At 32.0% G+C, this 22,900-nt stretch carries 30 protein-coding genes; 11 read left to right on the top strand and 19 right to left on the bottom strand.

All coding sequences use genetic code 11. The features are described from left to right. Nucleotides 1-114 precede the first annotated feature (114 nt). The 6 genes from trpA to WDZ98_RS10255 are packed head-to-tail and all read right to left on the bottom strand — an operon-like array spanning nt 115 to nt 5,840. Nucleotides 115-915, bottom strand: coding sequence for a tryptophan synthase subunit alpha (trpA, locus tag WDZ98_RS10280; protein ID WP_368057698.1), 801 nt, complete (start codon nt 913-915; stop codon nt 115-117). Next, on the bottom strand, nt 902-2,092 hold the full coding sequence (trpB, locus tag WDZ98_RS10275; protein ID WP_368057700.1) for a tryptophan synthase subunit beta: 1,191 nt from the start codon (nt 2,090-2,092) through the stop codon (nt 902-904). The genes trpA and trpB overlap by 14 nt, the downstream gene beginning before the upstream one ends. Then, nucleotides 2,089-2,865: an indole-3-glycerol-phosphate synthase gene (locus WDZ98_RS10270; RefSeq protein ID WP_368057702.1), complete on the bottom strand. Its 777-nt coding sequence runs from the start codon at nt 2,863-2,865 to the stop codon at nt 2,089-2,091. The genes trpB and WDZ98_RS10270 overlap by 4 nt, the downstream gene beginning before the upstream one ends. After that, entirely contained in the window at nt 2,855-3,904 is a 1,050-nt protein-coding gene (gene trpD / locus WDZ98_RS10265; RefSeq protein WP_368057704.1) for an anthranilate phosphoribosyltransferase, read from the bottom strand. Before trpD ends, WDZ98_RS10270 begins: the two co-directional genes overlap by 11 nt. Continuing rightward, nucleotides 3,901-4,494: an aminodeoxychorismate/anthranilate synthase component II gene (locus WDZ98_RS10260; RefSeq protein WP_368057706.1), complete on the bottom strand. Its 594-nt coding sequence runs from the start codon at nt 4,492-4,494 to the stop codon at nt 3,901-3,903. Before WDZ98_RS10260 ends, trpD begins: the two co-directional genes overlap by 4 nt. Then, on the bottom strand, nt 4,491-5,840 hold the full coding sequence (locus WDZ98_RS10255) for an anthranilate synthase component I family protein (protein WP_368057708.1): 1,350 nt from the start codon (nt 5,838-5,840) through the stop codon (nt 4,491-4,493). Before WDZ98_RS10255 ends, WDZ98_RS10260 begins: the two co-directional genes overlap by 4 nt. Before the next feature lie 151 nt (nt 5,841-5,991). Here WDZ98_RS10255 and WDZ98_RS10250 point away from each other — a divergent pair, with 151 nt between their 5' ends. Continuing rightward, complete coding sequence (locus tag WDZ98_RS10250) at nt 5,992-6,180, top strand: hypothetical protein (RefSeq protein WP_368057710.1); 189 nt, start codon at nt 5,992-5,994, stop codon at nt 6,178-6,180. Nucleotides 6,181-6,252: 72 nt separating this feature from the next. Then, nucleotides 6,253-7,083 (top strand): thermonuclease family protein, encoded by an 831-nt coding sequence (locus WDZ98_RS10245; RefSeq protein ID WP_368057712.1) that lies wholly within the window; start codon nt 6,253-6,255, stop codon nt 7,081-7,083. A gap of 287 nt (nt 7,084-7,370) precedes the next feature. Here the strand turns inward: WDZ98_RS10245 and WDZ98_RS10240 are convergent, their stop codons facing one another. After that, nucleotides 7,371-10,010 (bottom strand): DEAD/DEAH box helicase, encoded by a 2,640-nt coding sequence (locus WDZ98_RS10240; protein ID WP_368057714.1) that lies wholly within the window; start codon nt 10,008-10,010, stop codon nt 7,371-7,373. 238 nt (nt 10,011-10,248) lie between these two features. Here WDZ98_RS10240 and WDZ98_RS10235 point away from each other — a divergent pair, with 238 nt between their 5' ends. Next, nucleotides 10,249-10,659 carry a hypothetical protein gene (locus tag WDZ98_RS10235; RefSeq protein ID WP_368057716.1) on the top strand — a complete coding sequence of 137 codons (411 nt, stop codon included), beginning with the start codon at nt 10,249-10,251 and terminating at the stop codon, nt 10,657-10,659. A gap of 41 nt (nt 10,660-10,700) precedes the next feature. Further along, nucleotides 10,701-11,366 (top strand): PD-(D/E)XK nuclease family protein, encoded by a 666-nt coding sequence (locus WDZ98_RS10230; protein ID WP_368057718.1) that lies wholly within the window; start codon nt 10,701-10,703, stop codon nt 11,364-11,366. 3 nt (nt 11,367-11,369) lie between these two features. Here WDZ98_RS10230 and WDZ98_RS10225 read toward each other — a convergent pair whose 3' ends face one another. Further along, nucleotides 11,370-11,906 (bottom strand): hypothetical protein, encoded by a 537-nt coding sequence (locus tag WDZ98_RS10225; RefSeq protein ID WP_368057720.1) that lies wholly within the window; start codon nt 11,904-11,906, stop codon nt 11,370-11,372. Nucleotides 11,907-12,588: 682 nt separating this feature from the next. On the opposite strand from WDZ98_RS10225, the gene WDZ98_RS10220 reads away from it, so the two are divergent. Both WDZ98_RS10220 and WDZ98_RS10215 read left to right on the top strand, forming a co-directional pair. Beyond that, nucleotides 12,589-12,711 carry a hypothetical protein gene (locus WDZ98_RS10220; RefSeq protein ID WP_368057722.1) on the top strand — a complete coding sequence of 41 codons (123 nt, stop codon included), beginning with the start codon at nt 12,589-12,591 and terminating at the stop codon, nt 12,709-12,711. A gap of 8 nt (nt 12,712-12,719) precedes the next feature. Next, a complete protein-coding gene (locus WDZ98_RS10215; RefSeq protein WP_368060996.1) occupies nt 12,720-12,884 on the top strand; it encodes a rhodanese-like domain-containing protein in 165 nt (54 codons plus the stop codon). A 3-nt stretch (nt 12,885-12,887) separates the two neighbouring features. Here the strand turns inward: WDZ98_RS10215 and WDZ98_RS10210 are convergent, their stop codons facing one another. Beyond that, nucleotides 12,888-13,238 carry a hypothetical protein gene (locus WDZ98_RS10210; protein ID WP_368057724.1) on the bottom strand — a complete coding sequence of 117 codons (351 nt, stop codon included), beginning with the start codon at nt 13,236-13,238 and terminating at the stop codon, nt 12,888-12,890. Between the two features lie 69 nt (nt 13,239-13,307). Here WDZ98_RS10210 and WDZ98_RS10205 point away from each other — a divergent pair, with 69 nt between their 5' ends. Next, a complete protein-coding gene (locus WDZ98_RS10205) occupies nt 13,308-13,535 on the top strand; it encodes a hypothetical protein (RefSeq protein WP_368057726.1) in 228 nt (75 codons plus the stop codon). Between the two features lie 724 nt (nt 13,536-14,259). Here the strand turns inward: WDZ98_RS10205 and WDZ98_RS10200 are convergent. The 6 genes from WDZ98_RS10200 to WDZ98_RS10175 form a co-directional block, all read right to left on the bottom strand. Further along, a complete protein-coding gene (locus WDZ98_RS10200) occupies nt 14,260-14,721 on the bottom strand; it encodes a hypothetical protein (RefSeq protein WP_368057728.1) in 462 nt (153 codons plus the stop codon). A 231-nt stretch (nt 14,722-14,952) separates the two neighbouring features. Next, complete coding sequence (locus WDZ98_RS10195; RefSeq protein WP_368057730.1) at nt 14,953-15,186, bottom strand: hypothetical protein; 234 nt, start codon at nt 15,184-15,186, stop codon at nt 14,953-14,955. A gap of 286 nt (nt 15,187-15,472) precedes the next feature. Continuing rightward, nucleotides 15,473-15,622 carry a hypothetical protein gene (locus WDZ98_RS10190; RefSeq protein WP_368057732.1) on the bottom strand — a complete coding sequence of 50 codons (150 nt, stop codon included), beginning with the start codon at nt 15,620-15,622 and terminating at the stop codon, nt 15,473-15,475. Nucleotides 15,623-15,754: 132 nt separating this feature from the next. After that, nucleotides 15,755-16,084, bottom strand: coding sequence for a hypothetical protein (locus WDZ98_RS10185; protein ID WP_368057734.1), 330 nt, complete (start codon nt 16,082-16,084; stop codon nt 15,755-15,757). Between the two features lie 23 nt (nt 16,085-16,107). Next, a complete protein-coding gene (locus tag WDZ98_RS10180) occupies nt 16,108-16,698 on the bottom strand; it encodes a hypothetical protein (protein WP_368057736.1) in 591 nt (196 codons plus the stop codon). A 41-nt stretch (nt 16,699-16,739) separates the two neighbouring features. After that, a complete protein-coding gene (locus WDZ98_RS10175) occupies nt 16,740-16,943 on the bottom strand; it encodes a hypothetical protein (RefSeq protein ID WP_368057738.1) in 204 nt (67 codons plus the stop codon). A gap of 544 nt (nt 16,944-17,487) precedes the next feature. On the opposite strand from WDZ98_RS10175, the gene WDZ98_RS10170 reads away from it, so the two are divergent. From WDZ98_RS10170 to WDZ98_RS10160, 3 genes are all read left to right on the top strand, one after another. Further along, a complete protein-coding gene (locus WDZ98_RS10170; protein WP_368057740.1) occupies nt 17,488-18,390 on the top strand; it encodes a matrixin family metalloprotease in 903 nt (300 codons plus the stop codon). Nucleotides 18,391-18,953: 563 nt separating this feature from the next. Next, nucleotides 18,954-19,487 (top strand): hypothetical protein, encoded by a 534-nt coding sequence (locus tag WDZ98_RS10165; protein WP_368057742.1) that lies wholly within the window; start codon nt 18,954-18,956, stop codon nt 19,485-19,487. A gap of 53 nt (nt 19,488-19,540) precedes the next feature. Continuing rightward, on the top strand, nt 19,541-19,684 hold the full coding sequence (locus WDZ98_RS10160; protein ID WP_368057744.1) for a hypothetical protein: 144 nt from the start codon (nt 19,541-19,543) through the stop codon (nt 19,682-19,684). On the opposite strand, the gene WDZ98_RS10155 is transcribed toward WDZ98_RS10160, so the two are convergent. The 3 genes from WDZ98_RS10155 to WDZ98_RS10145 all read right to left on the bottom strand — a co-directional run bounded on the left by WDZ98_RS10155 (nt 19,681) and on the right by WDZ98_RS10145 (nt 20,898). Then, nucleotides 19,681-19,947, bottom strand: coding sequence for a hypothetical protein (locus tag WDZ98_RS10155; protein WP_368057746.1), 267 nt, complete (start codon nt 19,945-19,947; stop codon nt 19,681-19,683). The two genes, WDZ98_RS10160 and WDZ98_RS10155, sit on opposite strands and share 4 nt — an antisense overlap. 327 nt (nt 19,948-20,274) lie before the next feature. Next, nucleotides 20,275-20,517 carry a hypothetical protein gene (locus WDZ98_RS10150; protein ID WP_368057748.1) on the bottom strand — a complete coding sequence of 81 codons (243 nt, stop codon included), beginning with the start codon at nt 20,515-20,517 and terminating at the stop codon, nt 20,275-20,277. Nucleotides 20,518-20,580: 63 nt separating this feature from the next. Further along, nucleotides 20,581-20,898, bottom strand: coding sequence for a GIY-YIG nuclease family protein (locus WDZ98_RS10145; RefSeq protein WP_368057750.1), 318 nt, complete (start codon nt 20,896-20,898; stop codon nt 20,581-20,583). A 96-nt stretch (nt 20,899-20,994) separates the two neighbouring features. Here WDZ98_RS10145 and WDZ98_RS10140 point away from each other — a divergent pair, with 96 nt between their 5' ends. Continuing rightward, nucleotides 20,995-22,677, top strand: a complete 1,683-nt coding sequence (locus WDZ98_RS10140) for a helicase C-terminal domain-containing protein (protein ID WP_368058422.1) — start codon at nt 20,995-20,997, stop codon at nt 22,675-22,677. Nucleotides 22,678-22,687: 10 nt separating this feature from the next. Here WDZ98_RS10140 and WDZ98_RS10135 read toward each other — a convergent pair whose 3' ends face one another. Next, nucleotides 22,688-22,885 (bottom strand): hypothetical protein, encoded by a 198-nt coding sequence (locus WDZ98_RS10135; protein WP_368057752.1) that lies wholly within the window; start codon nt 22,883-22,885, stop codon nt 22,688-22,690. Between the last annotated feature and the right edge of the window lie 15 nt (nt 22,886-22,900).

Raw genomic sequence — 22,900 nt, 5'->3', positions numbered from 1 at the left:
TTTTCTTTGTGTATTGTATAGTGATAACCTCTAGTTTGGCGGCCATAACTAAAATTGAGTTTCCCCTCCATATGAACTTGAAAATTTGACCGCCAACTTTAACGATTTTTAATATTAAATGATGGTTTGTTTCTTGAGGTTTTTTGTAAATAATGCAATCTTTGATTCAAGCTGTTTTTGAGGTGTGTTTTCTATTAATTTCAAATATGCGCTACCAACAATTACTGCATCTGCACCTGCATTGATGTATTTTTTTACGTCGTCTGGAGTAGACACTCCAAATCCTACTCCTATTGGAATTTTCCCCTGAGTTTGTCTTTTGACTTGCTTGATAGCATCAATTGTGTATTTTTTAATTCCAGTTTTCACTCCTGTTGTACCAAATACTGCTACAAGGTACAAAAATCCCGATGTTGCTTTTGATATTCTCCTAATTCTCGATATGCTGGTGTTAGGTGAGATTAGAAATATTGTATCTGCCTTATTTTTTGCGGCATTTAGATATTCTTTTGATTCTTCAATAGACATGTCAGGCAAGATAAATCCATCAATTCCTGCTTTTTTTGCATCTGTGATGAATTTTGAATATCCTCTATGATATAGAATATTTGTGTATGTCATTAAGACTATTGGGATATCTGTTTCTTTTCTGATCTTTTTTACAAGATTAAAAAATTTTGCAATCTTTGTTCCTTTTTCAAGTGATATTGTACTTGCATTTTGAATAACTGGCCCATCTGCTAGTGGATCTGAAAATGGAAATCCTAATTCTATAATGTCTATTCCTCCCTTCACTAATCCTCTCACCACTGACATTGTGGCTTGCTCATTTGGAAATCCTACCATGATGTATGATATTAGAGCCTTTTGATTTTTTGATTGCAATTCTGCAAACTTTTCTTTAATTCTTGTCATGTTTTTCCAAATATTTTTGTACTTCTTCTACGTCTTTATCGCCTCTTCCAGAAAGTGTCACAACAATTGATTCTGATTTTCTACTTTTTCTTGCAATCTTGATTGCTTCAGCTATTGCGTGTGAAGATTCCAAAGCTGGAATAATTCCTTCTGTTCTTGTCAACATTAGAAATGCATCAATAACTTCAACATCTGTTGCAGAGTGATATTTAATACGTTTAGTATCTTTATAGTATGAATGCTCTGGTCCTACACCTGGATAATCTAATCCAGCTGAAATACTGTGGGTCTCAGTTATTTGTCCTTCGTCATCTTGTAGCAAATATGTCATCATACCGTGTAATACTCCTTTACTACCAGCTGACAGAGTAGCTGAATGCATTTTTGATTTTAATCCTTGACCTGCAGCTTCTACTCCAATGATTTCAGAATCTGTATCAATTAACGGATAAAATGTTCCAATTGCATTCGAACCTCCACCTACACATGCAATTACGGTATCAGGTGATCTGTTATTGATTTTTTTCATCTGTAATTTTATTTCATTTCCTATTACACTTTGAAAATCTCTAACCATTACTGGGTATGGATGTGGGCCTACTGCTGAGCCAAGCAAATAATACGTATTTTCAACATTTGTTATCCAATCCCGAATTGCTTCATTAATTGCATCTTTTAGTGTCTTGGAGCCTGATTTTACTGGATGAACCTTACAACCAAGCATGTTCATTCGAAATACGTTTAGTTTTTGTCTGATGGTATCTTTGTATCCCATGTATACTTCTGCTTTCATCCCAAGTGCTGCACATGCCATTGCAGTTGCAACTCCGTGTTGTCCTGCTCCTGTTTCTGCAATGATTCTTTTCTTGTTCATCTTTTTTGCAAGTAATGCTTGGCCTAATGTGTTGTTGATTTTGTGAGCTCCTCCATGTAACAGATCTTCACGTTTAAGGTAAATTTTACCTCCTCCTAATTTCTCAGATAAATTCTTTGCATAGTAGAGCGGAGTTGGCCTTCCTGCATATACTTTGAGATAGTAATCTAATTCTTTTTTGAACTCTTTATTGTTTTTGAATTTAAGGTAATTCTCTTCTAGTTCCTCGACTGCTGGAACTAGTGTCTCTGGAATATATTTTCCACCAAATTCTCCAAATCTGCCATTTTTAGGATATTTCAATATGCATTCACCAATTTTTTTACTTGTTCTTCAATGTTGTCGCTTTTCATTATGCTTGATCCTATTAGGAATGCATCAGCCCCACACTTTTTTAGATATTGAATGTCTTCTGGAGTATCTATGCCACTTTCTGATAGTATTGGTCTTGATTTTTCCATTCCTGCTAGAATGATTTCAGTAGTTTTAAGATCAATCTCTAATGTATCTAAATTCCTGTTGTTGATTCCAATCAAATCCGCTTCTGTACTTAGTGCCTTTTCTAATTCTTGTTTTGTATGTACTTCAAGTAGAATTTTCAACCCTTGTTTGTGACCATAATCGATAAACTCGTCAATATCTGAGAGAAATTTTTGATCATAAAGTGATTGAATAACTAGCATGTAATCTGCACCAATTTTCTTTGCAGTATCAATTTGGATTTTGTCGATCATGATGTCTTTCATGAGCATTGGCACATCTACTGCCTGTCGTACCTTTATGAAATACTCTGGAGATCCATTAAACAGATGTGGTTGAGTTAGAACTGATAATGCCTTCGAGCCTCCGGCAATCATTTGATTTGCAATACTTACAGGATCTGTTAATGTTTTGATTTTACCTAGAGATGGCGATGAAAACTTTATCTCAGTTAGTAATGTTGCATGAGGGTTTGTTTTGATAATTTGAATAAAGTCTTTACTTGATTTTTGTAAATCTACATCCACATCATAAACTCCATCATCTATTGCTAATTGAGAATTGTTTACCAGTTTTCGTAAAATATTATCCGCCATCAATAATCTCCTTCAATTTTGAAATATCTCCTGTATCTTGTACGAACTTTTCTAATCGTGTAAATGCTTTTCCACTTTTGATTATATTTGACGCAATTTCTACTCCGTCTTCAAAATTTTTAGAAATATTTGCAACAATTAACCCTCCCGCCGCATTTAGTATTGTGGTTTCAATCATTGCCTGTGGTGCAGTATTATTCAACACTCCCACAAATGATTCTATTGCATCTTCTTTTGTTTTTATTTGAATATCTTGTAATGATGATTTATGCAACCCTACAACTTCTGGGTCAATTGCATTCATTACTACTTTGTTATTTTTTAACATCCCTATACGATTAACTGCACTGGTGGAAAACTCATCCATGCCGTCATCAGAACGAACTGTCATGATGTTTTCAGCACCTTTTCTTTTTAGAATTAATGGCAATCTATCTAAATATTCTGTAGAGAACACCCCTATTAGCTGATTTTTTACTCTTGCTGGATTTGATAATGGTCCTAAAAGATTAAATGCTGTCCTTTTTCCTAGTTGTTTTCTAGCTGCTGCAACATGTTTCATTGCAGGATGAAATTTTTGTGCAAACATAAAACAAATGTTATGTTTTTGCAAAATATCTGCAATCACTGCTGGTTCTGAATTCAAATCATATCCAAAATACTCAAAAATATCTGCACTTCCAGAAATTCCTGAACTTGAACGATTTCCATGTTTGGCTACCATTCCACCAGCTGCTGCTACAACAAATGATGCAGTAGTGGATATGTTAAATGTCTGGAGTTTGTCTCCTCCTGTTCCGCACATATCAATTACGGTTCCTTGATTTTTAACCTCAACTTTTAGTGAAAATTCCTGCATTTTATCTAACATGGCAAGTAATTCGTCATCGGTTTCTCCTTTTTCTGCAAGATATGAAAGAAATTTCGAATTCTGGATATCGTTTGTTTTGCCAGATAACATGTCTGTCATGATCTGATTCATCTCGTCATATGAGATATTGATTTTTGCTTGCAATTTTGCAATTAAATCTGAAATCATTTTCTCTCCTTTACTTGTTTTATGAAATTGCTTAGAATTTTCTTTCCATCTTCTGTCATTATTGATTCCGGATGGAATTGTACTCCTTGAATTAGATATTTTTTATGTTGAACAGCCATGATCTCTCCATCATCAGAAGCTGTTGCTGTTACTTCTAATATGTCTGGAATTATTGTTTTATCTCCTACCAAACTATGATATCTTGTTGCTCTAAACGGATTCTTTACATCTTTGAATAGTTTTGAATCTGTATGATTGACAGGACTTGTTTTTCCATGTCTCACACATCCTGCATTTGTAACTTTGCCTCCAAATGCATCTATAATTCCTTGATGTCCTAAACATACTCCTAGTATTGGAGTTTGAGGACCAATATCTTTTATCACCTCACTACACACTCCAAAATATTTTTTATCTTCTGGAGTTCCAGGACCTGGAGAAATTATTATCGCATCATATTTTCTTTGTTTGATCTCTTGCAATGTTATTTTGTCATTTCTGATAACATCGCATTCAACTCCTAACTCTCCTAAATATTGTGCAATATTGTATACAAATGAATCATAATTGTCAATGATCAAAAATTTCAACTTGATGCCTCCTTTAATGCTTGAAGCATAGCTCCTGCTTTATGTTCAGTTTCTTTGAATTCATTTTGTGCAATTGAATCTGATACGATTCCTGCCCCTGATTGTACAAAGCCTTTATCGTTTTCAATGAATATACTTCTAATTGCAATTGCAAAGTCACAACATCCATTATATGAGAAATATCCAACCGCTCCAGCATATGGCCCTCTGGCTTCAGCTTCTAACTCATCTATGATTTCCATAGCTCTGACCTTTGGTGCTCCTGACACAGTTCCAGCTGGAAATACTGCCTGAAACGCATCAAACATGTCATTTTCAGGTGCCAAATTTCCTACAACATGACTGACAATGTGCTGAACATGACTAAATCGCTTTATCTCCATTAATGATTCCGGATGTACTGTCCCATACTTGCATACTTTTCCAATGTCGTTTCTACCCAAATCTACTAACATGGTATGCTCTGCCAATTCTTTTTCATCATGAATTAGTTCTTCAGCTAGAGATTTGTTTTTTGCTTCATCATCTGTTATTTTTCTAGTTCCTGCAATTGGAAATGTTTCTACTTTGCTCCCTGTAATCCGTACTAGCATTTCAGGTGATGCTCCTATGATTGTCTTTGTATTTTGTTTTAGGTGATACATGTATGGTGACGGGTTTAGATTACGCAATGTTTTGTATAACGTAAGGCTGTCTCCTTTGGTTTCAAATGCAAACTTTCTTGATAACACTGCTTGAAAAATATCTCCTGCATGAATGTATTTTTTTGTTTTGTTTACAATTTCTGAGAATTTCTCCTCATCCATATTCGGTGTAACTTCACTTGAATAAAAATCTCCAAATTCTTCTTCATTCATCTTTAATTTTTCAAATCTATTCTCGTCATGATAAAAATAAAACAATTTTTCATGTATTTTGTCATATATTATACCGTCATCATAAATTCCAAACTCCATCAGTGGTTGCGGGGAATTATGTGAATCTTTGATATTCTCTACTAGTCTAATTGCATCATAGTTTACTACACCAACTGCACCTCCAAGATAGCGATATCTCTGATCATCTGATTTACCTAGTAGTTTTTTTAATTCTTCAAATGGGGTTGTAGTTTGAATTGTTGTTGTTATTTTATTTTCTATTGTCTCTACTTTGTCAGAATATCCTTTAAAAATTATTTTGGGATCAAACCCCATAACTGATGTCTCAGATAATACCTCAGGCCCTGTTAAAGATTCGAAGAGAAAAGAATGTGAATAATTCCTTGAAATTTTATTATAAATTTGAAATTGGTTTTCAGATAAATCTAATGGTATTACTTTTGCTTGAGTCTTTCCAAAGATGTCCACCCATAAACCAATTTCTAATGGGTTATTATTTAAAGTGATGACATTGTTTGAATCTTTTTTATTTTGTTTGCGATTATTGCTCAGTCAGGCATACTGTTATTACCGTATAGTACGGTACCTTTATAGTCTAGTTTGATCTAGTGATTATATCATGCAGGGGGTAAACCAAACAATCATCCATGACATGCAAATTCTCAAAACACCTCGTATTCTTACTTCTGTAAGCAAGGTGGAATGCTATGTTTGTGGGAAAGGACTAGAAGATGGACATTCTATAACTGCTAAAACATTACCAAATGGTATAGTTCTGTTTTGTGATGTTCATTACTCATTACAGTGAAAAGAACTGATCAAAATTATTTTTTGATAATTTCAAGAATAACTTTAAGTAAAATTTACTGAATAAATATTTATGATAAAACTTCTTGTTGTGTTTTTTGGAATAATTTTACTTTCTCATAGTTTTACCATTTCTTTTGGTCAATGGACTGATCACAATGAAACCAATCCTGGAGTAAACCAAGAAATTCCTGATTGGATACGAAATAATGCTGCATGGTGGGCTAATGGTTCTATAGATGATCAAACATTTGTTTCTGGAATTGAATATCTCATCAAAGAAGGTATCATTTCAATCTCTACAACGCAATCTAGTGAAAAAACTACCGATGAAATCCCTTCATGGATTAGAACAAATGTAAATTGGTGGGCAGATGGAATGATTTCTGATTTTGATTTTGTGAAAGGAATTGAATTTTTGATAAACAGTGGAATAATTCAAGTAAAACAAACAACTCAAACCCAACCTGATCCTCCATATCTCGATATTGATGTTGGACCAAATAATGACACAATTAATATCCAATATGATTTATGTTCAGGAAATGCAAGATGTATTTCTGGAACTATAGTTAAAGTTGTTGACGGAGATACAATCCAAGTTGATGATGAGATTGTAAGGTTTGCGTTGTCTTCCGCTCCGGAACTTCGAGGATATGGTGGAGTTGAATCAAGAGATTTTATCCAAACTCTTTGTCCTGTTGGTTCTAACGTTATAGTTGATGAAGATGATTCTCAAACAAAAGGTAGTCATGGCAGAATGGTTGGAGTAGTTTACTGTAACGAAATAAATCTAAATAAGGAATTATTAGATATAGGATTGGGGTATCTATCTGTACAATTTTGTGATTCTAGTGAATTCAGATATAGCGATTGGGCACAAAAACATGGATGTGAATCATGATCTACTATAAATGGTTCAAGCTTCTATGGACATGAATCTAAAATAAAATTAACCTCAAATTTAAAGAAAATAATAGTGAAAAATTGACAGTCCATTACAATAATAAAACGATTCAAAGTTCCGTTGTGGAATACACTTTTTGTTTAAAATTCCGCCATCATTAACTGCTTTTTTTATATTGTATATTCATGGTACAATGTCCTCACTGTGAAATGAATCTAATTAGTAAGGGATTTCTAAATAGACATTTGAGAGCAATTCATCCTCCTGAACGATTTATCTCTACATTACGTTAATTGAAAAGCAAAGAAAAATTCCTTTGCTCCTTTTTTAGATAGTTCTTTGTTTTTGGTTTGGCAAAAATTTGTACTGAATGTGCATTTTGGACATCCTCCCCAATTTTCATCATTTTGATTTTTGTCAGTTGGACAATCACAATCATTTATCAGTGAGAATCCAATACTCAATACTTTTTCAAATTCATCATAGATGATTTTACTGCATCCGTTGAACCCGTCTGAAGAATTATCATAAATATGGATTATTCCTTTTTCATAATATACATCAATATCACTTGATTCTGACTTTGTAAGAATTTTACTTGCGTTAACTAGTACGTGTGATATTGTGTGAATTTTGGGGTCATTAACTATGGGACTTTTTGAATCTGAAATATGTTTTGAGATGAATTCTGCAGGGAGTGTAATACTAACACAAGAGTGTTTTGATTTCCAATGGAAATTTCTCCATGATGATATGTTACTACCATTATACATCTCAAACTTGTCTGCAGATTCGTTATAGTTTCCTTTCATATATCCTGTAATGGTTTTATCTAGTGAAATTATTCCATAGCGAAGAGATATTTTTTTGTCCTTAACTTTGATTTCTTTATGTGTTGCACTGCCTTCTGATGTTTGAATAATTGATGTTTTAACTATTGGAATAGTTTTCTTTTGTTTTTCATTCGATCTAACAAGATATGCTCTGGCCCCATTTTGAGATTTTATCAAAGAGTTTACCTCGTAGTTTTGTTTATTGAAATGATAGATTGCCTTTTGATGCAATTGATAATATCCTACTGGCACTCCTCTGGTTCCTATTTTTCTTGAATTATAATATATGGCAATTTCGCCTGATGCTCCTCGTAAGTTGACACTATTTGCAAAATCAAAGAATTGTGATTTGTCTGATTCATCTGCAGATTGGTCTTCAATCGCTGCTGATTCTTCGTGTTTTTCTGAAATGATTGGGTTTTGCTTGTTAATCGGTATGACATGATCTTGTGATAGATACTCATCAATATGACGTGCAAAATAGTGACATGCAGCATCATCTGGATCAAACACGCAAATAGCATATGATTTCTGACCCATTCTTCCAGCTCTACCAATCCTCTGAATAAAAGAATCAAATTCATTCTTAAATGCCGAAATCACTACGTCTACATGCCCTATGTCAATTCCTAATTCTAGTGTTGGTGTACATGATAAAACATCTAGTTCGCCTACTTTCATTTGAGATTCGTAAAGCTTTCTGTCGTTTTGGTCTAACCCTCCTCTGTGTACTTGGATTCTAATTCCATTGTTTGTTTCCTCTACATTTGATGCTAAAAATTCTGCATCGTTATGCGAATTACTGAATACTAATTGTGTAGAATTGTTCTTGTAACAAATAGATGATAACATCTCCATCGTGGTTCTTTGTTTGAACTTTCTTGGCATGATAAAAAACATGTGCATGTTTTGCTTTCGTCTGAATTTGCTTTTGATATATGTGAATGAATCTTCAGGCAAATCAAACATGTTTGAGAAAAATTCTTTTGAGTTATCTAACGTAGCTGATGACCCAACAAATTGAACTTTACTCATATATCGCTTCATCCTTTTTAATACATGATACACGTTAGAACCATGAAAACTAGTGTAGGAATGAGCCTCATCCATGACTATGATTTTTGCATTCTTGAATAATTCGTTCCATTTTTTATCTTGTAAAATTAAATGATAATTGATAAAATCAAAATTTGTTGCGATGATTAGAGATTTTTGACTAACATCTGAAATTATCATGTCCTTGTATTCCGTACTCTGACCACCGTGAATGGAGTAAACTGCAATTTTATTTGCTAGATTACATTTTTGAATTAAATCTGAAATTTTTGATACCTGATCATCAATTAGTGCATTAAGCGGGTATACAAGTAACGTAAAGACTCCTGGGATTGGATTTTCTGAAATTTTTTGCAAAATTGGTATTGCAAATGCTTCAGTTTTTCCAGATCCTGTAGGTGCTGAAATAATTGAATTCTCTCCCCTTAGAATTGCTCTTACTGATTCCTCTTGAAATGGTAGCAATCCTGTGAATCCATACTTTGCCAATCCTTTGATAATGTTGTCTGATAGCACATCGCTAAGAGTTTCAATAGGAATTTTTTCTGCTTCTGGTGCGATTAGTCTTTCATAATGAACCAATGCAAGAGATTCTTCTTTATGACCTTGAATAATTTCTCTGATTATCTTGTCATTGTCAATTAATGATTTTGGAATTTTAGAAATATCATACATGATACTTTCTGGCAGCGGTATTTTGTTTTCAGATTCTTTCGGTTTTGGTTTTGCGTATTTTTTTATCTCTTCAGGGTAGTATGATGTTTCTGATTCAATTGAGTCTTCACATCTATGTGGTTCATCAGTTCGTGCATCAATTGGGATAAACTTTCCACTGTCTGACTTGAATCCCTCATCCCAGTAAATTTCAGCACCACAGCCTTTGGAACACTGTTTTGTTTTTCCAGAATAGTTTACACCATAAGTTGGTATTTTTATCATGATCTTTTCAGGATTACATTTTGGACAAACCCATGGACCTCCGACATCTTCATAGCCTTGAACGAGTCTGGAGTCACAATTAGAACAGAATTTCATGAATGAATTTCAGACCAAATTACCATTAATGAACATATGATATTCTATGATTACCTAGTTTACAGGTTTTCAAATACATTTAAGACTAAGTTTTATACAATTATGTTATGGGATGGAAAAAAACCTTAAGCAAATTCTGTGTAATGAAAAAGGTTCGAGACAAGGCAAATACCTCTGATGAAGAATAGTCTTCAAATTTATTTAAAAAATTATTAAACAATTCACCACATTTCTAATTATGCCGTTAGATAAAATGTCTGATCCTGATGAATTTGTTTTAACTCATAATTCTAAGGTATTACATACAAAGGGAAATCCGGTTGCATGTATAATTGATAATGAAAACGATTCTCGGTATGCATTACTGTCTAATGATTCCTCTTTAAAGGCAAGTCTAATTGGATTTTTGAATAAACATGATGATTTAGGATTATTGATGGGTTTTAAATTAAAGATTAAAACTGATACTGAATTTTTTGAGTATACTGTGTATCCTGATGAGGAATTCATAGATGCAGTAATTCTTAATGAAACAATTCATATCATCAACAATTCCATGGAAAATCTTTTTTCATTAAGAAAAATTGTAACGGATCAATTTGTAAAAACAAAATCAGAGTTTGATAAATTTAAAAAAATGATACTCTAGAATTCAAATCATTCAATAACTCCTATTGTTAGAAATTTTTAGTGGCAAATTTTACACAAATGCTCAAAGCACGAGAACCAGTACTTTTGGATAGAGAAGACGGACATTGGTATAAGACAAAATTTGACAAGATTTATCCGTCAATTAGCACGATATTGTCTGCAACTGCACCTGAACATAAGAAAAATGGACTACAATCGTGGAAGGAAAACGAACCCGCTCACGAATACATCACAAAACAAGCACAAGATATTGGAACTCAATCTCACAAAATCATAGAAGATTACCTATGTCATAATTTGTCTTTGGAGGAATTTGACTTGCTACCTGTCGCACATTTTAATAATCTAAAGCCCTTTCTTGAGAATATTTCAGATGTTGTATGTATTGAACAAAGAATGTATTCAGACAAACTTCAGGTTGCTGGAACTAGTGATTTGATTGCAGAATACAATGGAGAGTTATCCATTATTGATTACAAAACAAAAAGAAAACCCCAGATTGATGAATATATGTATGAATATTATCTACAAACTACCTGTTATGCTCACATGTTTGAAGAAGTAACTGGTCAGAAAATAAATCAAGTAATAATTCTAGTTAGCAGTGAAAAAAATACCAGACAGGAATTTATTAAATCATGTGATGATTATGTAGAGCCCATGATGGAGAGAATTGAAAAATATTATTTAAATAATTTAAAATGATTTTTAGGATAAACTATCTAATTTTTTATCCAAATCTTGAATTTGTTTTGTCAAATCATTGACTATGTTATCTAAAATTTCTGTTTTTTTGTCTTCAATCCGTGTTTTTCCATTTGCCCAATCAAGCATTGCATCTAGAATTTCAGTAGCTTGTATGGCATTGTCAGCTAAATCTTTGATATTAAGCTGTTTTTTCATTTCTTCATCTTTAGGATAAATTATAATTTCTCCTGATTTGTGAATTCTATATTGTTGTTGTGTGATGGCATTTGTAAAATCAAGTAAAAATAATCCTCTGATGGAGTTTTGTAGTTTTTCAGAATAGTTCATTTTTTTACAAATTCTATTAATCATTTGTTCCAATGTTGTATCTTTACCAAAACCTTCTTCAAGCTTTATTGGGTTGGTTATGATCTTCAGAAATTTCTTTATCAAATCCAAATGTGAATTGATGTAGGATAATTCTAAAAAAGTCACAAAAATACGCATCTCTCCATGACTGGTTTGCAATATGTCTGATTTACTAATCAGTTCACTCATTGAATGCGAAAATGCTTTTTTAAATTGAATAAAATTTCTGAAAAAACCTTCATCAAGGTACTCTTTGTTGAATTGAACTAATCCATGTAATTCTATATCATTTAAAATAACTAATGTGGCTTTATAATTAGGATTTAGGCTCACATTTTTTTTGAATTTTCTGTGAACTTAAGCTTATTGATCTATGCTCTGAGTGTATCAAAATAATCAATTTGTTGTAAACTATTTCTTTATGAAATTTGAAAGGTAAAATTATTGGCCTCTATATTGTATTATCATGAATACAAAAGAAATCAAAAATCTAAAAAGAATTACTTGGAAAACTATACTCTATAGACAATTTGTGTTTGGATTGTCACTTGAAAATTTTATTTTGAAAAATTGATTTTAATCTTAGTTGAGACTAATTAGAAGGAGCTAATTAGGAGACTCTAATTTTACTAGTGTTTAAATTGAATAATATGCATTCTAATTTATGAAACAAGATTCATGCAGACGATGTGGAAATGAGTTAGAAGTAAACAAAAAATGTGATGTTTGTAATAAAGAAAACCAATTCTATTGTCATAAATGTGGGTATGTGTCAGAAGAGCAAATTCACTTTCAATGTATGATGACTAGACGTAGATCCTTGCATACTAATTTGATACAGAAATAAATTGTACTATAGTTAATGATATTCATGGCAGATAAAATTACTGCAAAAGAGCTAATGTCACAAAAAAATGATTTTGTCATTATTGATGTCAGAGAAATAGATGAACTAAACAGTGGAATCATTGAAGATTCTGTTCATAGCCTTTAGGCCTAAGCATTAAAAATGCAAAGAAGAAACAAATCGAAGAATATAGGAATAAGAAAATCTGTACCTACTGTGGAACTGGTTATAGAGGAAACATTGCAGCTGATGAACTAGTCCAAGAAGGATTCAATGCAATTACTTTGGAAGGCGGATATACTCCTTGGAATCAATGCTGACTTTTATTCATTCCAAACTGTTTGGGTTTTAAGCCAAGTGATCAAATCTTTGTAAAGTTTGCTTTTTTGCATGTTTAGCACTCCAATTTCAAGATTGGTAGATGATTTTACTGTCTTTGTATATTTTTCATACCCTGCAAAAATTATTTTATCTAGATACATTTCATTTTGCATCTCTTTCTTTGCTAATTCTTCAGATTCTGACATTGCAAAACTTGCAAACAACACACCATCTACCCAATATGCATTTGTAGCTTCTAATGATGACATCATACCTATTAGATCGTCTAGGTTTAGTTTTATCATGTCTCGAACATAGATTTTGTCATATGGTTTATGGATAAATTCTGTCATGATGTACTTTTTTTGTTTGGTTTAAAGAACATTTGGAAATTTTATAACTAGTTTTCCATAAATGGTATTATGAGTGAAACTCCTGATGTTTCTGAACATGATATGTTTGTGACAGAATTTCCAAAAAAAGGATTTGGTATTGTAGACTATCTTCAAGGCAGGGTACATTTTTCAATAATGGATCAAATGAAATTAATGTACAAATCTGGAATGAGTCAAACCCAAATCAAAGATACAATACTTGCAAGTGTATCTGAAATTATAGATAATTTTGAGCCTGAATCAAAGAATCCTTGATTCCAATTTGGATGATTCTGCCATGATTATTTTGTGACAATGGCAGTAACAATTAGTATGTGGCATATCATTGTTCATTCTATACTTACACTCTTTGGTGTGATCAATCATTGACATATTTGGGATTTTATTTTGTATGTTATAGTGTTAATGAATTGATCGATAAATATTATGAATTTTTTATTGTAATGACTGCTTTAATTCAAAATCCTATGTTGATGCATCCTTGAAATCCTTTAATTTTTCCTATCATATTGGATTCTTTAAGGATTTGCCAATTCCTCTCAATGTTTTCTTTTAGAATAAACAATGTTCGTTTATCGTCACAATGCATAATATTATCTTAAAATCTGAATTTGTTTATTTATGAGTATTATGAATTAAAAAATAAATGCTTAGATGATTCTAAAGCAATTCATCAGTCTTATTGGGGTTATCTAATTTACACCAACAGTTTGGACTACAGCCATTCTCTGACATTTTATTCATCTGAGACAAGCCAAGAGAGGCCTATTACTTCTTCCCAGTTTTGTTGATTATTGTTATCTTGCATATCATATAATACAGAAATTTCTATTTAACAAAGATGAATGATTTCTCAGTATTGTTCATTCGTAGAAAAGAGTAGTGATGCTTTATATCTAATTTGAATGATTATTACTAACCGACCATACCTGGTGAAGATTCAATCCTAGATTCATTTTGAATCTCACCTTTTTTAATTCTATGAATTTGCAGTTTTTTCATAATAGTATTCTTGTTTCTTCAAATCTTTTTCAGAGATTATTCTGCATTTTCGCATTGGGACTAGTCGTGAAATTTGTTCATAAGTATTCATGTCTCTTACATCTGCAGCATATGCTATTTGCAATAATGGTGATTTTTCTTTTATCATTGGTTTTGCCTGCTCATATCCACCACTTTGTCTCATTCCTGTTCGAAATAATCCTAAATGACTATCATTTTTTGAAATTTGAGGATCTTGGTAACAACAAATTGCAAATTCATCATTTTCCTTCTCAATGATTGTAAGTCTAGTAAACTTGTCACTCCAATCCTCTATTTCCTTAGCAATTGAAATTGCTTCTTTTTTATCCTCAAATACGGTTGATATCACTAACCTGTCTTTTTCATATGCCCATGAAATTCCATAAAAATTCTTTTTCCAATCAATCTCTAATGACATGTATGTTGTCAAATAATTATCAAATTAATGCTTTCTAATTACAACGTGGTTTCTGGACAGTTTGTTTTATGATCCCCTTCATGATCCATACCTAACTCACATCTGCAGTTATTTTTTCTAAAGTAACATCTAGGTGGTACTGGGAAAAACATGCTTACTCACATTTTGTTACTGGACTTAAACTCATCTACCAAATCACACTCAAATCTGAGCCTGAATAAAAAAACTAAACTAGCATTGTCTTTCGCATTCGCATTGTCTACTTGTAAACAGTTTTTTGAATGCTTCAAATTTTGACTGACCAATTGTAGGTTTTTCTCTTCCAACAATTTTGAATAAATTGATTCCAGTCTCAGCGCTAGTTCCTTTTAGTGCCCATGACCCATTTTTCATAAGATATGGCTGTGGGTTTTTCATTGACACTTTTTTTCGTGCTTTGATATCATATGCCTCTATGTTTGACATGTGCCCTTATTGCAAAGTTACTATTACTTATTCAAAGTAAATTTTTCCTCATCGATTAGCTGAAAAAATCTTTCATTTTGTCTTTGAAATATTTTCTATATGCTATTCCTATCTCAATTCCACAAAATGGCTTTACATTGAAAATTGTTATTGTTTTTTGATTTAAACTAAACAAATGTTTGAAAAATGATTAATCTGTATTTTATATCTCGAGGCTAGATGATATGTGACGCCTTCGATTAGTGGTCTAGGCATGCTATAAACGATCACTATTCCAAGACGTTGGTTAACTTCGTTTTTTTAATAATGCCTCTTCTGGTGACTTTTCTTTGTTTTCTTCCCAATGCCAACTATGATGTTTTTTCCAGTGTATTTCTAATTCTTCTGTGGATGGCTCTTTTCCTAATGGTGTACCGCACAATTTACACTGAATCATTTTTGACATCTTCAATTTTTTTCTTTTTAGGTTTCATCGGGTGACACTGTACTGGTAAATTCTCATCATCCATGATATGTTTTGAAATCAATTTTAAATTAAAAGAGTTTTCTTTTGTCTTGACTGACACATTTATTTTTCTGTGGCGTGTTTTTTTGATTTATATTTCTCTCGCTTTCTTTTTCTTTCCAATTCCATGATTTCGTATTTTTTTCCATATTCGCAGAGTTTCATCTCTCCAGAATATTCATCGTGTACTGATTCAAATGATCCATTTGATAATAATTCCCCTACTATATCCCATGTCCTATCTTTTGACACTTCAAATTTGTATGGTATTGTTGAAACTTTAGTAAAAAATCCACTCTTTGAATTTCTCATTATGAAACTTTCAACTTTTTGTTCAATAGTTTGACTAGGTTCTCTCCTTTTGAAATTTCTGTATGGTTTTCTGTCTGACATTTTTGTTCTCTCATTTTGATGTGCTATTCTGCATTAAGCGTATCTGGATCATTATTTCCTGGTAAATATCTGTCCCCTAAGATGTTTGTCATTTTTTCATCAAATTCCTCTTGTAATCTTGTAAGATACATCTCAGCTTCTGTTTCATCATTTGGAATTCCTGTATTTGTATCATAGTTAAATCCAGTTGCTAAATGATAAAACGCTTCAAAAAACTCTTTACAGTCAATCACATCTGCTTTTTTGTCAATTGATGCTACTAGACAATTATTATCGATTCTAAAATTAAGACATACTTCTTCTTCAATCATGACATCTGCCATAACTGCCATTAGATATGCTACATACTCTTCCTCTAATTTCCCCTGACCCTTGTTTGCAATGCATAACTCATTACCGTCTAGCATATAGTCAAAAGTTCTAACTACCACATCCCGCACATCTGAATCTGGATATGCCATTTTTGATTTCCAAGAGTTCTCTTGAAAATTTTTAGGCTCTACATATACTAGATCAAATCTTAAATTTTCATTTACTTGCTCAAATTCCCAAATCTGTTTGTTGGTCCACATTGGTGAGAACTTCTCTATAATTTTTCTAGTTGTTTGATCCAATAGACTGTTTTTATTTATCTGTTGTTTAATCTTATCTTGAACTAGTTGGTCTCTGATTTAAGAAACTCTATGGTACATTCAGCAAGCTCTTTGCTTGAATGTTTCTCAATACTGTGTTTACAATTAGGACAAATACCTGTTGACTCTTCATCAAATTCCTCCCCAACTTGTTTCATACAACATTCCATTAATTCATTAGTTGAATGTGATTCCATTGCAAGTTTACATGTTGGACATATTGTCAAATTACAGTTTCACGATGTTCTTATTGCTAATAAATTGTTTTTTGTAGTAAGAATAATTAATTAATATTGATTTTGAACTACGTGGATTTAACTAAATTTCAAAACAAAATTTGATGTGTTTGTAATGATTTTGTGATTTTGATGTTATTGCTAGCATTGAATGTGATTGAATCTCTTATGTAGTGATTCAATGTCCAAACTGTGGAAAGTTATTTCCAGTAGATGGTGATGCCCTGCTTTTTCCAGTATTTCAAAATTGTTTCAAAATACTCTTCTCTTTATTCTGATGATAAAAAATTGACATACAATTCTCATTTACCTATTTGATGTATTGGCCATAGATAAAATTGGTAATCAATATAGAATTGCGTTAAAGCGATTACCAATATACATCTCTTCTATGGCAATGATTCTTTTTTGTATTTTTTCATAAAATAAAAAAAGTATGTAAAAGCTGATTCGAAAACTCAATAAATCCAATCCAGCCTAAAATCTTGTTGTTTTGATAGAAAGTTTTAGTTATTGTTATTTTGTTGCTTTATTATTGAAAGTAATTTTTGTGATAATTGTATCCATAGTTATTGCAGGTTATGTAATGTATTCTGATTTATTGCCTATTGATTTTGAAAATCCTGTCAAGGCATTGTCTCCTACACCTGAAAAAATTCAACAAATTTCTAATGCTATAACATCAAGTGAAAACGAAGTCATCTACTATTCGTTTGATGATGTTCCATCTGTACCTGATAAGCAAATTCCTGTAAATGCATTAAAAAAAGCAATTCAAACATGGGAAACAAGCAATCCTAATTTAAAATTTGTACAATCTGAAAACGCTAACATTGAGATTAAATGGCAAGTATATGCCGCATCTACACATACTGGGCTTGCAACATGTAACTCTGTACTGTATGGAATTTTGAGTCATTGTATCTTGGATATTTCTATTGGTGCTGAAGATTGTAGTGGTAATTTTGTCCAAAACGATGAAAACATGGTATCAAATATTTTGATGCATGAGATTGGACATGCACTTGGTTTGGGACACACTAGTGAATCAGGACACTTGATGTATTCTACTGAATCTCCACAAATTTCTTTTAATACTAAAGGGTATGTGATTCCTGATAGATTTGAGGAACTATATGTTGGACAATCGGTATTAATACAACAAGAAAAAGAGATTCGTACGGAGATTGATTTACTTGAAATCAAAATATCCAGAGAACAATCCCAATATGACGAGTATAATAAACAATACAATTACTATGATGGTAAAACACTTTCTCCTGAAGAATATCAAAAAGCTCAAACAGCTTTTAATAAACTAGATTCTCAAATTAAAAAAGTAAATGGAATGATTGATCAACAAAATGAATTAATTGAAAGACTCAATAATATTATCAATGATCTTGGATGTAATCCTAACTTTGATATTGTGTCTTGATTAGCTAAATAGCAAAAATAATCCAACAACTAATGCTGAAACAGAAACTCCCATCCAAATATAGAATTTTTTCATCATAGTTGTGTTAGAAAATTCACTGAGATTAATAGTTTAGAATTGTGAAAGCAAGCAAGTCTGATATCTGTTATCATCTACCCTTTGGGGGTTACAGTTAGATATCACACCCGCAATCATCTTGCTTTCAATATTTGTATTGATTTATCTTCTCAAAAATTCATAAAATAAAACATGTCTTGAAATTTGATCAAAAAGGGTTGAAAAAATGATCCTTGTTTTGATTTTTGTAATGTTGAGCCTGAAATGTGAGAAATTACTTGATGAATGATTCTGTTCAAATCGCACACACTATTTCTTTTAGTCTAATTTGTATATCATATGTTGAGTCATCTGTTTGACGGCGTTCATATATTTGCCTTAACTGACCATACCCTAGAATTCGTTAGCCGTCAAACACTCATCTTTTAGTGTCTGTAATTCTGTATAAAATAGATCTAGAATATAGGATAAAGAATAATTTATTCTCTATCAAAACACTATTTGTCATGAGTGAGAATCTTATTTTAGATTGGACCAAGGGTTATTTTTTAAAATGGTCTGACTTTAAAGCCGAATCTAATCCTGCAGTTTATGAGGATTCTCACAGTGTTATAAAATATCGATTCACTTGGACAATAAGCTCTGATATTGTTGATGGTAAAATTATGTTTTTAATTGACAATGTCTCTCTTTTTGTAGAGTTTCATCCTTTATTATCTTGGGTTAGATCTGAATTAACTGAAGAATTACTATTGCATGAGCAAGGATGTTTTGATTTAGCTGAATTAGTTAAACGTGAAAATTTTAAAAACTTACAAGAGCAATTTCATCTTCAACATTATTCTACAAGAGGTAACAACGAAGAGCAAAGAAAGCAGTTCGCAAAAGAAGATTCAGGAAAAATGATTGCAATTGAGGTTGAAAAACTACAAAAACTATATGATGAACAATGCAAAAAATATCGAAAAGACACAAATTTTGGTCAAAATATAGACGAACAATCAAAATATAATTTGATTTTTAAACAATTAAGAGTCTGATTGTCTTGCAGTGTAATCTGATTCTTTATATCTAATTTCTTTTGTAATCCTTCATGGACACTGTAAAGTTACCAAAATTCAAATGGAATGAATTATCTGAATTAAATTCAGGTCATACCGAAAATGAATGGGGAATACAAAAGAAAAAATCAAATCCTATCACATTTGTGTCTTATACTGTATCTTGGGATATCTAAGTTCTATTCTCAAGAACTTTATTTTCAGGAATTGAACTAATGTAATTTACCAATCCTCTATAGTATTTTAAATGAAATTCAATATCTTTGATTTCTGTTGCTTTTAGCTCTTCTAATTCTGGACCAAAATCTCTACTGTCTAATTGAATGTGATTTAATGTATTTTCATTAACTTCAATCATATGAAATAGACTGTGGAGTACCTCTCCCTTTGTGAGTGTTTTCTCGCATGATTTTTTGAGTAAGACTTCAACCCAATCCATGATTGCATTTCATATGATTGTATATCCTACCCAGAATTTGAAATTTTTTGACTTTTACTCTATTTTTTTTGCTCTAGACTGTAGTGATTATTTTTTCCCTTTTTTTCTGTTCATTATTTCCTTGTTTCTTTCAATATCTGAATGAATCTCTACATGGTCATACAACTGTTCCTTTGAATCAAATATTTGTTCGCAATAGTAACATTGATGCATTTCTGTATTACGTCTATCTAAGTTAAATTACTTTTCCCGTTTTTTGAAGAATCTGTTCCTGATATTGTGGCATAACTGTTGCTTTAAAATAATATGGATGATAATCTGAATCGATTATCTCCCATTCTGTTCTCTAACTTTTTGTGCTAAATCACCGAAAGGATCCTCATGCCATTTTTCTTTATTTAAATCGGCTCCAAAGGTTCCTGTCTTTGGTAACAATCCCTGTTCTGCTGCAGGAGCTAATACTGCATCATCAGGAATGTAGTTTTTTTGGTTTTCAGTACCATATGCGATTGCTGCTGCCATTGCTGCAACGCCTACGACAATACCAATGTAAATCATCGCGTTTGACATGAGGTGATGAGTTGATCTTTCCTATTAATCAAGTAAGACTTCAGTGCAATGCACTGAAATGATCTAATGTGTTTCTATCTTTATTTCTGAATTACACACAGGAATATTTCCTGTCTCTTTTTTGAAATTTTCAATTAATTGTGATTGCATCTCTTTTGGATTCTCTGCAAACACTCTTTGATATAAGGAAGTCTTTTGTTTACATTCATTTCCTTCAAAATCTGTGTCGTAATATTTTGTAAATGTTGTCTCTAAATTATCTGTCTCGCCAATGTATATGGGATCTTTATTTCTATTATATAGAACATATACTCCTGGAGCTGGTTTTACATATTTGGAACTTTCCACCCAAACTCTCATTTTATCATCTAACAATTCCATGACATTTTATAATTCAACTAGATATTAAACTAGATTGTGAAAATGATGATATTACAAGCACCTTCATGCTTTTAATATTGACAATGATGAGATGTAATCCTGTCTCTTTTAGAAAAATTTCCTGATCATTTCACTCCTAGAGATATTCAAAAAGAAATAATTTCCAAGATAGAGGAGAAATTAAAATCAGGATACAAAAAAATTATTTTATGTGCTCCTACTGGAGTTGGAAAATCTCTTGTTGGTGCAACCGTTTCAAGATATTTTGACAGTTCATTTACTGTAACTGCGTCTAAACATCTTCAGGATCAATACATTAAGGATATACCATTTTTAAAATCAGTAAAAGGAAAACAGAATTTTCCCTGCCTCAAACTAATGTCTATTGAGAAAGTAGATAATGATAAGCGAGCCATGAGATGGGGTTTGACGTGTGATAAAGGTGAATGCCAGGAAAGAGTAACTAAAAACGGCAAAGAGATTTTTGAGGTATGCAAATTCAAGCCTACAATTAAACAAGTTGAGGAAAACACGCAGGATTCTCAGGTTTGTCATTACTATCTGCAAAAATATCACGCTCTAGTGGCAAAACATTCTTTGTGGAATTACCATGCATTTTTTACAATTATGAAATTTAACAAGAAACTTTTTGAGGAATATCTTGATAGGCAGGTAACTGTCTTTGATGAAGCACATAAAATTGAAGACCAAATTATTCAATTTGTTGGATTTGATATATTCAGTGGACAGGTAGATGAATGCAATCTTACTTCAGAAAAATATGATTTTAGAGATTTAGATTCTATAATACAACTAACTGATGATATGGCATTTTCATATGCAAAAAAAATCAAAGACATCAAGGAAAGTTCAGCATTTCAAAAAGAGCCTGATTATGAATTAATTGCAGGATTAGAGCGCCGTTATGATAGAACTGCACAAGCTAAAATCGATATTTTATCTGACAAAGATAATTTTGTTGTAAATGATCCTGTAAAAGATTTGAATGGAAATTTCAGAACCATCTCTGTAAAGCCAATCGATGTATCGAAATTTGCAAAATCTTTTTTTGACACAGATTATCAACTCTTCATGTCTGCAACAATTGACAAATCAAGTTTTTGTGAAAATATAGGGTTGGAAAAAGACGATGTGGCATTTGTTGATACTGAAAAATCTCCGTTTCCAATTGAACATAGAAAAATTGACTTGCTTAACATTAGACGATTAAGATATGGCTCTACTGATGAAGATGAACTTGAAGTAATTAAAACAATTGATAGGATAATGGATGAACATTCAAATGAACGTGGATTGATATTGACTTCATCAATTCCTAGATGTCATAAAATCATACGATATCTTTCACCAAAAAATACTCGACGAATACGACTATGTCATAGTAGGAATCAGGATGGTAAAACACAAGATGAAGTAATTTTAGAACATGCATCTGATCCTACAGGCGTTTTACTCTCTTCTTCTCTTTGGGAGGGTGTTGATTTGAAGGATGATTTATCCAGATTTCAAATTATTGCAAAGATTCCATATCCAAACTATACTGAAAAAAGAACAAAAGCAAAGATGGATAAATTTCCATTATGGTATACTTCTCAAACTCTTACAAAGATCTTACAAGGATTTGGCCGTTCAATTAGAAGCGATGATGACTGGGCACGAACATATGTTTTAGACACTGCTGTTAATAACGTCTTTTTCAAAGGACAACAAATGATACCTAAAGCATACTATGATGTATTGGGAATAGAAAATAACTAATCTTAAAAAATTATTTTCTTTGTGCACAACCACATTTTACATAAACCATTTTGAATTTACCGTCTGTTTTGATATTATGTGACATTGGTCTACGACATTGTTGGCATTCTGTAAATCCAAAATATTCTTCCACATGAACCGTTTCATAGTCCCACGATTTTTTCTTTTCATTCCAAAACACAGAATTTATTTCAGATGGACCTTCCATGCTTCTTTTATAGAC

The sequence above is a fragment of the Candidatus Nitrosopumilus sp. genome, from assembly GCF_040878665.1.
GTDB lineage: Archaea > Thermoproteota > Nitrososphaeria > Nitrososphaerales > Nitrosopumilaceae > Nitrosopumilus.
This window is presented reverse-complemented; position numbering and strand designations above follow the sequence as displayed.

Bases quoted from the DNA above. Each gene is read 5' to 3' on its own strand.
- WDZ98_RS10200 (WP_368057728.1), bottom strand. From the start codon at position 14,721: ATGTCATTAGAGATTGATTGGAAAAAGAATTTTTATGGAATTTCATGG.
- WDZ98_RS10245 (WP_368057712.1), top strand. From the start codon at position 6,253: ATGATAAAACTTCTTGTTGTGTTTTTTGGAATAATTTTACTTTCTCAT.
- WDZ98_RS10205 (WP_368057726.1), top strand. From the start codon at position 13,308: ATGAGTGAAACTCCTGATGTTTCTGAACATGATATGTTTGTGACAGAA.
- WDZ98_RS10190 (WP_368057732.1), bottom strand. From the start codon at position 15,622: ATGATTCAGTGTAAATTGTGCGGTACACCATTAGGAAAAGAGCCATCC.
- WDZ98_RS10270 (WP_368057702.1), bottom strand. From the start codon at position 2,865: ATGGCGGATAATATTTTACGAAAACTGGTAAACAATTCTCAATTAGCA.
- WDZ98_RS10135 (WP_368057752.1), bottom strand. From the start codon at position 22,885: ATGGAAGGTCCATCTGAAATAAATTCTGTGTTTTGGAATGAAAAGAAA.
- trpD (WP_368057704.1), bottom strand. From the start codon at position 3,904: ATGATTTCAGATTTAATTGCAAAATTGCAAGCAAAAATCAATATCTCA.
- WDZ98_RS10235 (WP_368057716.1), top strand. From the start codon at position 10,249: ATGCCGTTAGATAAAATGTCTGATCCTGATGAATTTGTTTTAACTCAT.
- trpA (WP_368057698.1), bottom strand. From the start codon at position 915: ATGACAAGAATTAAAGAAAAGTTTGCAGAATTGCAATCAAAAAATCAA.
- WDZ98_RS10155 (WP_368057746.1), bottom strand. From the start codon at position 19,947: ATGGATTGGGTTGAAGTCTTACTCAAAAAATCATGCGAGAAAACACTC.
- WDZ98_RS10145 (WP_368057750.1), bottom strand. From the start codon at position 20,898: ATGGAATTGTTAGATGATAAAATGAGAGTTTGGGTGGAAAGTTCCAAA.
- WDZ98_RS10165 (WP_368057742.1), top strand. From the start codon at position 18,954: ATGAGTGAGAATCTTATTTTAGATTGGACCAAGGGTTATTTTTTAAAA.
- WDZ98_RS10160 (WP_368057744.1), top strand. From the start codon at position 19,541: ATGGACACTGTAAAGTTACCAAAATTCAAATGGAATGAATTATCTGAA.
- WDZ98_RS10225 (WP_368057720.1), bottom strand. From the start codon at position 11,906: ATGAGTGAACTGATTAGTAAATCAGACATATTGCAAACCAGTCATGGA.
- WDZ98_RS10195 (WP_368057730.1), bottom strand. From the start codon at position 15,186: ATGTCAAACATAGAGGCATATGATATCAAAGCACGAAAAAAAGTGTCA.
- WDZ98_RS10150 (WP_368057748.1), bottom strand. From the start codon at position 20,517: ATGTCAAACGCGATGATTTACATTGGTATTGTCGTAGGCGTTGCAGCA.
- WDZ98_RS10220 (WP_368057722.1), top strand. From the start codon at position 12,589: ATGGCAGATAAAATTACTGCAAAAGAGCTAATGTCACAAAAAAATGAT.
- WDZ98_RS10210 (WP_368057724.1), bottom strand. From the start codon at position 13,238: ATGACAGAATTTATCCATAAACCATATGACAAAATCTATGTTCGAGAC.
- WDZ98_RS10185 (WP_368057734.1), bottom strand. From the start codon at position 16,084: ATGTCAGACAGAAAACCATACAGAAATTTCAAAAGGAGAGAACCTAGT.
- WDZ98_RS10250 (WP_368057710.1), top strand. From the start codon at position 5,992: ATGCAGGGGGTAAACCAAACAATCATCCATGACATGCAAATTCTCAAA.
- WDZ98_RS10240 (WP_368057714.1), bottom strand. From the start codon at position 10,010: ATGAAATTCTGTTCTAATTGTGACTCCAGACTCGTTCAAGGCTATGAA.